This window comes from Streptococcus sp. DD11, assembly GCF_001578865.1.
In the GTDB taxonomy this organism is placed as follows: domain Bacteria; phylum Bacillota; class Bacilli; order Lactobacillales; family Streptococcaceae; genus Streptococcus; species Streptococcus panodentis.
In genome coordinates this window covers 43,406-44,655 of the sequence record NZ_KQ969397.1, presented here as the reverse complement: position 1 = coordinate 44,655, position 1,250 = coordinate 43,406, and the positions used below count along the sequence as shown (strand labels likewise).

Sequence of the window (1,250 nt, the reverse complement as noted above, 5' to 3'; positions counted from 1 at the left end):
AGGGCAGCAGGGTCGCCAAGGTACCTTTGAGAAAATCAATGGCAAAGGTGGCCGTTCCTGCCGTCCTGCCCAGGATGCGGAAGGTATTGGTCGTTCCGGTATTGCCGCTGCCGTAGTCCCGCAGGTTTTTTTTAAAGAAAATCAGCCCAATCCACAGTCCAGTCGGAATGGAGCCCAGTAAATATGCTAGTATCAAACCAATCATCGTATTCATCATGATTTTATTATATCATGAATTTCAGCGGAGACAAGAGCAGCCTGCGAGAATATTTGACAGCTTTTGTCTAGTCGGACTTTTGGATATCGGGGAGGAAGGCTGCTGTTCCTATAAAATCAGCTGTAACCAGCATTTTTTTCAAAAAAATCTTTGCAAAATTCGCCAAAAACTTGTAAGATAGAAAAGATGAATTGACTAGGAGGTCTATTTTGGCAAAGAAAGAAATTACCATTAATAACTACAATGATGATGCCATTCAGGTATTGGAAGGCTTGGATGCGGTCCGGAAGCGGCCGGGGATGTATATCGGCTCGACCGACGGCGCAGGACTGCACCACTTGGTCTGGGAAATCGTCGACAATGCGGTGGATGAGGCCCTGTCAGGCTTTGGCGACCGCATTGATGTGACCATCAATAAAGACGGCTCTGTGACTGTGGCTGACCATGGACGGGGCATGCCGGTCGGGATGCACGCTACGGGAATCCCCACCGTTGAGGTCATTTTCACCGTTCTCCATGCCGGCGGTAAGTTCGGCCAGGGCGGCTACAAGACTTCGGGCGGACTCCACGGGGTCGGCTCCTCGGTCGTTAATGCCCTGTCCAGCTGGCTGGAAGTGGAGATTACCCGCGATGGAGCGGTCTACCGGCAGCGTTTTGAAAATGGCGGCAAGCCCGTTACCACGCTCAAGAAAATCGGCACGGCGCCTAAGTCCAAGTCAGGCACCAAGGTGACCTTCATGCCCGACGACAGCATATTCTCAACCACTGATTTTAAGTACAATCTGATCGCCGAGCGGCTCAATGAGTCCGCCTTCCTGCTCAAAAATGTCCATCTGTCGCTGACCGACGAGCGCAGCGGTGAAAAGGCAGAATTTCACTATGAAAACGGCGTTCAGGACTTTGTCAGCTACCTCAATGAAGACAAGGAAACCCTGACGCCGGTCCTCTATTTTGAGGGGGAGGAGAGCGGCTTTCAGGTCCAGGTGGCCCTGCAGTACAATGACGGCTATTCGGACAATATCTTATCCTTTGT

Annotated in this window: 2 protein-coding genes; one reads left to right on the top strand and one right to left on the bottom strand. The window is 51.1% G+C overall.

Annotated elements, in window-relative coordinates:
- A partial coding sequence (locus STRDD11_RS11250) for a glycerol-3-phosphate acyltransferase (protein WP_206512710.1) occupies nucleotides 1-217 on the bottom strand: 217 nt, incomplete at its 3' end.
- Between the two features lie 209 nt (nucleotides 218-426).
- Between STRDD11_RS11250 and STRDD11_RS14720 the strand changes: the two genes are divergently transcribed.
- A partial coding sequence (locus tag STRDD11_RS14720) for an ATP-binding protein (protein ID WP_241209441.1) occupies nucleotides 427-1,250 on the top strand: 824 nt, incomplete at its 3' end.